General features: G+C 73.0%; 4 protein-coding genes and 1 pseudogene. 4 read left to right on the top strand and 1 reads right to left on the bottom strand.

Annotated features, from left to right (window positions below):
- The 3 genes and pseudogenes from EFK10_RS30180 to EFK10_RS52840 form a co-directional block, all read left to right on the top strand.
- Positions 1 to 1,179 (top strand): SUKH-4 family immunity protein (locus EFK10_RS30180; protein WP_206305636.1); only part of this gene is annotated, 1,179 nt, incomplete at its 5' end.
- 144 nt (positions 1,180 to 1,323) lie between these two features.
- Entirely contained in the window at positions 1,324 to 2,253 is a 930-nt protein-coding gene (locus EFK10_RS30175; protein WP_127358827.1) for a DivIVA domain-containing protein, read from the top strand.
- A gap of 17 nt (positions 2,254 to 2,270) precedes the next feature.
- A pseudogene (locus EFK10_RS52840) lies at positions 2,271 to 2,501 on the top strand (zinc-binding dehydrogenase); the annotation flags it as partial.
- Positions 2,502 to 2,654: 153 nt separating this feature from the next.
- Here the strand turns inward: EFK10_RS52840 and EFK10_RS30165 are convergent.
- Complete coding sequence (locus EFK10_RS30165) at positions 2,655 to 3,914, bottom strand: sensor histidine kinase (protein ID WP_127358826.1); 1,260 nt, start codon at positions 3,912 to 3,914, stop codon at positions 2,655 to 2,657.
- A gap of 188 nt (positions 3,915 to 4,102) precedes the next feature.
- On the opposite strand from EFK10_RS30165, the gene ppc reads away from it, so the two are divergent.
- Positions 4,103 to 6,856, top strand: coding sequence for a phosphoenolpyruvate carboxylase (gene ppc / locus EFK10_RS30160; RefSeq protein WP_127358825.1), 2,754 nt, complete (start codon positions 4,103 to 4,105; stop codon positions 6,854 to 6,856).
- Positions 6,857 to 7,064 lie beyond the last annotated feature (208 nt).

The following is a 7,064-nucleotide window of genomic DNA, read 5'->3' as shown; positions in this document are numbered from 1 at the left end:
GCCGTGCCCGGGCGTCCGCCGGCCCCGGGCGACGTACACCACGCGGCCACCATGCTCGCGGCCCCCGGCGGGCCGCCCCCGCCGCCTCCCCCGCCCATGCAGCAGCAGATGCCGCCACAAGCACCGCCACAGCCTCTGCCGCCGGCGCAGCCCCAGGGCGGCGGTTACGGCTACCCGCCGCCGCCCGCAGGCGTGCCCGCCGTGGGCCCGGGCTACATGGCCGTCCTCCGCTACCGCGCGGCCGACGGCTCAGAGCAGCAGCTCATCCGCCGCTCGGCCCCCGGCACCCCGCACCCGGAGTGGCAGATCCTGCACGAACTGCGCGCCCTCGGGGTGCCGCCACAGCAGGTCCTGGAGCTCCACACCGAGCTGGAATCGTGCGACCTGCCCGGCGGCTACTGCGCCCGCATGGTCCGCGAGACCTGGCCGCAGGTCCGGATCAGCCACACCGCCCCGTACGGCAAGGACCACGCCGGCCGCCAGCAGGGCGTCCAGCACCTCCTGACCCACCTCGCCGAGCTGCACCAGGTGGCGGGGGCGCCCGCGGTCACCCAGCCGCTGCGCGTGCCGATGCCGAACCCGGCGCAGGTGCAGCGCATGCCGCCGATCCCGCTGGACGGCATCGGGCACGAGCTGGTCCAGGCGTTCGGCCCGCAGGGCGTCTTCCGCTTCGACCAGCGCGCGGTGTCGCGGCAGGGCGTGCCGGACATCGTCGCCCAGACCCTGACCTGGTCGGGGCTGCCGGTCGACTTCGGGCCGTTCTTCTGGGCCCAGGCCCAGCCGGGCCGCCCGGTGCCGACGCTGGCCGAGCTGGCAGCGGAGCGCGGCCTGCAACCCGGGCCGGACGCGGGCTCGTACCTGGTGATGGGCAATGACTTCGGCCGCCAGCTGTGCGTCCAGTACGGCACCGCGCACATCGTCGCCGTACCGCTGGAGGCGGCGCCGGGCGGCCAGCCGGCCGTGCCGCAGTTCGTGAACTCGAGCCTGCCGGAGTTCGCCCGCTGCCTGGCACTGCTGGGGCGGATGTGGCGGCTGCGTCTCGGGCTGACGCCCGATCAGGCGGGCCGCTGGACGGTCGACTTCCAGAACCAGCTCGCCGCCCTCGACCCGGCGGCGATCGCCTCACCGGACCACTGGTGGGCGGTGCTCATCGAGCAGATGTGGGACGGCCTGCTGTAGGCCATCGCGCGGTCCCTCAGGGGCGCGTTTCGTCATCGCTGACGAAACGCGCCCCTTTTGGGTATGCGTAGGTCGAGTGTCGCGTTATGGACAAATAGGGCAAGTCAATTTAAATGGGCGCGAGCATACGACGAGGGGCATCGCATGAACTTCGGCTTTGGCACCGCCCGTGGCCGCGGCTACCGTCCCGAGCAGGTCGACCGCTTCCTGGACGAACTCTCCGAGGACCGCGACGCCGCCTGGGAGCGAGCCGCCCGGCTCACCGTCCTGGCCAACGAGATGGACGCCGAGTGCCGTGCGCTCCGCGAAGCCGTCGCCACCCTCGCGCCGCCCTCCTTCGACAGGCTCGGCCCCGGCGCCCAGGAGCTGATGCGCCTCGCCGAGGACGAGGCCGCCGCTGTACGAGGCCGTGCCGAGGCCGAGGCGCGCTACGCCCATGACGCCGCCGAGGCCGCCCGCCTCGCCCTGCTCGACGAAGCCCGCGCCGCCGCCCAGGCCCGCCTCGCCGCCGCCGAGGAACACGTCCAGCACGTCATCGGCGAAGCCCGGGCAAGCGCGGCCGCCCTCCGCGCCGACGCCGAGCGCGAGGCCGCCCACCTCCGCGGCGAAGCCCAGCGCACCGTCGAAGCCGTACGCCATGACACCGAGCGCACCCTCGCCGAGCTCGACAAGGAATACCGCGAACGCCTCGACGCCCACCATCACGAACTCGCCGAGCGCGAGGCCGGCATCGACAGCCGCATGAGTGAACTCTCCGCCTACGCCGAGGTCCTCACCGGTGAAGCCGAACGCACCCTGTCCACCGCCCAGGCCGAGGCACGCCGCCGCCAGGACGAGGCCGAAGCAGCCTCCTCCGAAATCCTCGCCCAGGCGCGCATCCGCGAGGAGCGCATCCGCCACGAGGCCGAGCGCGAGCTGCGCGAGCACGAAATCCGCCGCGAGGAGATCCGCGAGCACCTCGCCCACGTACGCGCCGCCCTCGCCGCCCTCACGGGCCGGGAGCCCGGCCAGGAAGCGGACGCCGACACGGCCACGGACCCAGACGCCGACACGGACACGACAGAAGCCGGATAGGTGCCCGGGCCAAGAATGTGCCCGGCAGCCTCTTGCCCGCATCCCGGACACGGACCTACGTCTTCGAGACCTCCGGCCACGCCCCGGCCCTCCGCGCCGCCGTCGAGCGCAGTGCCCCCGGGGCCACCGCCGTCCTGATCGGCCTCAGCGGAGCGGAGCTCCCCTTCACCGTGGAGGAGGTCGTACGCAAGCAACTCGTCCTGCGAGGTTCCCTCATCTACGACCACCCCGGCGACTTCGCCGCCGCCATCGCCGACCTCCAGCGGGCCGCCTTCCGGCCCAGCACCGTCATCGACGCCGCCTTCCCCCTCCAGGCCGCCCAGGACGCCTTCGCCGGCGCCCGCGACCGGGCCGGCAAGACCTGGATCCGCAATAGCCGACGAGGACTGACCCGAAACGGCTCAGCCGGTCCGGGCCGGCACCAGGGCCGAGACGCGGAAGCCGCCGTCGCGGGTGGCGCCGGCCGCGAAGCCTCCGCCGAGGGCGGCGACACGTTCCTTCATCCCGATGAGGCCGTTGCCGCCGCTGGGCAGCCGGAGCGAGGGCCCGGCCGAGGCGCCGTCGACCGGGCCGTTGAGCACGAGGACCGCCACCTCGTCCGCGCGATAGGCGAGGCGCACCTGCGTCTTGGCCCCGGGGGCGTGCTTGTGGACGTTGGTCAGCGCCTCCTGCACGACGCGGTACACCGTGGTCTCGACCCGTGCGGCGACCTGCCGCCTCGCCCCTTCGACCGTGAAGTCGACGGCCATTCCGACCGCGCGGGACTCCTCCACGAGCGCGTCCAGCTCGTCGAGGCAGGGCCCGTCGTCCTCGGCGGTCACAGCAGGCGCGGCCGGCACCGTACGCAGGACGCCGAGCATCTGCCGCAGTTCGTTGAGGGCCTGGCGGCCCATGTCCCCGAGCAGCCCGGCGTTCGCGTGGGCCTTCTGCGGATCCTTCAGCGCCACCGCCTGCAGGGCGGCCGCGTGCACGACCATCAGGCTCACCCGGTGGGCCACGACGTCGTGCATCTCGCGGGCGATGCGCGTCCGCTCCTCCATACGGGCCCGCTCGGCGCGCTCCGTGGCCTTCTCCGCGAGCAGCGACAGCTCCCGCTCCAGGCCGTCGGCCCGCTCGCGCAGGCTCTCCACCAGCCGCCGCCGCGCCCCGACGTACAGGCCCAGCAGCACCGGCGGGGCGTTGAGCCCCACGGCCGCCAGCACCGAGGTGACCACGGCCGCGGCGAAGGGGCCGTCGTAGCCCTGGGCCGTCTTGAGGAAGGTAACGATGAGCGTGCCGGCCACCGACATGCCGGCCAGCACCGCCGTGATGCGGCGCGGCACATCGGACGCGGCCAGCGTGTAGAGGCCGACCATGCTCAGGACGACGCCCAACTGGGCCGGCGTCACCGCGATCGCCACCAGGACGACCGCCACCGGCCAGCGGCGCCGCAACAGCAGCACCGAGCCGGTCACCAGCCCGAACAGGCCCGCGACCACCACCGATACGCCGGTCCGCTGGGCGAACGACACGCCCTCGATCAGGCACTCCACCGCGGATATCGCGGCCAACGTGGCGTCGAGCAGCATGCTGCGCCGCCTGGACCACCACCACGGTCCCCCGGCGGCCCTCCGGCCGCCCCCTGCCCGTTTCTGAGGTACGGACTCCCCCGTCGTACTCATGTCCCCCAGCGTAGGCCCTGCCCGCGCGGTCATACGTGTGACCGCGCGGGCAAGGCCTGCCCTGCCCGCGCGCTGTCCGTCTGGCGGGCGCAACGACTCTCCGGGGCGGCTGCGACCTATCCTGGTGCCCGTCGGACAGCGCGGTCCGCCCACCCGTCGCCCATTCCACTGCACTAGGAGCCGCACCTGTGAGCAGCGCCGACATCACGACCGAGAGCGCGCCCCTACGCGCGGACATCCGCCGGCTGGGTGACCTGCTCGGCGGGACGCTCGTCCGGCAGGAGGGCCGGGAGCTCCTCGACCTCGTCGAGAAGGTCCGTGCCCTGACCCGGACCGACGGCGAGGCCGCCGCCGAGCTGCTCGGCGAGACCGATCTGCAGACGGCCGCCAAGCTGGTGCGCGCCTTCTCCACCTACTTCAACCTGGCGAACGTCACCGAGCAGGTGCACCGGGGCCGCGAGCTGCGCGCCCGCCGCGCCACCGACGGCGGGCTGATCGCCCAGACCGCGGACCTGCTCAAGGACGCCGACCCCGAGCACGTACGCGAGACCGTCAAGCACCTCAACGTACGTCCGGTCTTCACCGCCCACCCCACCGAGGCCGCCCGCCGCAGCGTCCTCAACAAGCTGCGCCGCATCGCCGCGCTCCTGGACAAGCTCCCCCTACCTTCGGCGGGGGGACCCCCAGCTTCGGGCGGCGACCGCCGCCGCGCCGACCTGCGCCTCGCCGAGAACATCGACCTGCTGTGGCAGACCGACGAGCTGCGGGTCGTACGCCCCGAGCCCGCCGACGAGGCCCGCAACGCCATCTACTACCTGGACGAGCTGCACAGCGGCGCCGTCGGCTACGTACTCGAGGACCTGTCCGCCGAGCTGGAGCGGGTCGGCGTGCCGCTGCCGCCCGAGACCCGCCCGCTGACCTTCGGCACCTGGATCGGCGGCGACCGCGACGGCAACCCCAACGTCACCCCCGCCGTGACCTGGGAGGTGCTGCTGCTCCAGCACGAGCACGGCATCAACGACGCGCTGGCGCTGATCGACGACCTGCGCGCCGCCCTGTCCAACTCCATCCGCAACACCGGCGCGAGCCAGGAGCTGCTGGACTCCCTCGACCGCGACCTCGCCCTCCTCCCGGAGATCAGCCCGCGCTACAAGCGGCTCAACTCCGAGGAGCCCTACCGCCTCAAGGCCACCTGCGTCCGCCAGAAGCTGGTCAACACCCGCCAGCGCCTCGCCAAGGGCACCCCGCACGTCGAGGGCCGCGACTACCTCGGCACCGCCGAGCTGCTGGCCGACCTGCGCCTGCTCCAGGACTCGCTGCGCGCGCACAAGGGTGAGCTGATCGCCGACGGCCGCCTGGACCGGGTGATCCGTACGCTCGCCGCCTTCGGCCTGCAGCTCGCCACCATGGACGTACGGGAGCACGCCGACGCCCACCACCACGCCCTCGGCCAGCTCTTCGACCGCCTCGGCGAGGAGTCCTGGCGGTATGCGGACATGCCGCGCGACTACCGGCGCAAGCTGCTCGCCAAGGAGCTGCGCTCGCGCCGCCCGTTGGCCGGCACCCCGGCCCCGCTGGACGCCGGGGGGACGAAGACCCTCGGGGTGTTCCACACCATCCGCGAGGCCTTCGAGCGCTTCGGGCCCGAGGTCATGGAGTCATACATCATCTCGATGTGCCTCGGCTCCGACGACGTCTTCGCGGCGGCCGTGCTCGCCCGTGAGGCCGGGCTGATCGACCTGCACGGCGGGGTCGCCAAGATCGGCATCGTGCCGCTGCTGGAGACCACGGACGAGCTCAAGATCGCCGACCAGCTTCTCGACGAGATGCTCTCCGACCCCTCCTACCGCAAGCTCGTCTCGCTGCGCGGCGACGTGCAGGAGGTCATGCTCGGCTACTCCGACTCCTCCAAGTTCGGCGGCATCACGACCTCCCAGTGGGAGATCCACCGCGCCCAGCGCCGGCTGCGCGACGTCGCCCACCGGCACGGCGTACGGCTCCGGCTCTTCCATGGCCGCGGCGGCACCGTCGGCCGGGGCGGCGGCCCGTCGCACGACGCGATCCTCGCCCAGCCCTGGGGCACCCTGGAGGGCGAGATCAAGGTCACCGAGCAGGGTGAGGTCATCTCCGACAAGTACCTCATCCCGTCGCTGGCCCGGGAGAACCTCGAACTGACCGTCGCCGCAACGCTGCAGGCCTCCGCGCTGCACACCGCGCCCCGCCAGTCCGACGAGGCGCTGGCCCGCTGGGACGCCGCCATGGACGTCGTCTCGGACGCCGCGCACGCCGCGTACCGGCGCCTGGTCGAGGACCCGGATCTGCCCGCGTACTTCTTCGCCTCGACGCCCGTCGACCAGCTCGCCGAGCTGCACCTCGGCTCGCGCCCGTCCCGCCGCCCGGACTCCGGCGCGGGTCTGGACGGACTGCGAGCCATCCCGTGGGTGTTCGGGTGGACCCAGTCGCGGCAGATCGTGCCGGGCTGGTTCGGTGTCGGGTCGGGCCTGAAGGCGGCCCGCGAGGCGGGACTTGAGCAGGAACTCACCGAAGCCCACGAGCAGTGGCACTTCTTCCGCAACTTCCTGTCCAACGTCGAGATGACACTGGCCAAGACGGACCTGCGGATCGCACAGCACTACGTCGACACGCTCGTCCCCGACGAGCTGAAGCACATCTTCGACGTCATCAAGGCCGAGCACGCGCTCACGGTCGAGGAAGTCCTGCGCATCACCGGCGAGAGCGAACTGCTCGAGGGCCAGCCGGCGTTGCGGCAGACCTTCCACATCCGCGACGCCTACCTCGACCCGATCTCGTACCTCCAGGTCGCCCTGCTCCACCGCCAGCGCGAAGCCGCCGCCCGCGGCGAGGACCCGGACCCGCTGCTGGCCCGCGCCCTCCTGCTGACGGTCAACGGCGTAGCGGCCGGCCTCCGCAACACCGGGTGACCTGCGGTCACAGAACACCGGGCTCGCAGTCGCCGACGCCGTGACCAGGCGCATCGGCGGCTGCGGGCCCGTTCGTCCTCCGTCTTAGAGGCCGCGCGAATAGTTGGGGCGGTGTCGCGTGCCGATGGCTCTCGCCTGGCGGCGTTGTCGTCGGTCGACGACGTCCCCCAGCCTGGCGGCTGGGTGGGGGTCCTCCCCCCGGACGGAG

Origin of the sequence: Streptomyces soli (assembly GCF_003999195.1) — a bacterium.
In the GTDB taxonomy this organism is placed as follows: domain Bacteria; phylum Actinomycetota; class Actinomycetes; order Streptomycetales; family Streptomycetaceae; genus Actinacidiphila; species Actinacidiphila soli.
Note: the sequence above shows the minus strand (reverse complement) of the source record. Positions and strands in the feature narration are given on the sequence as shown.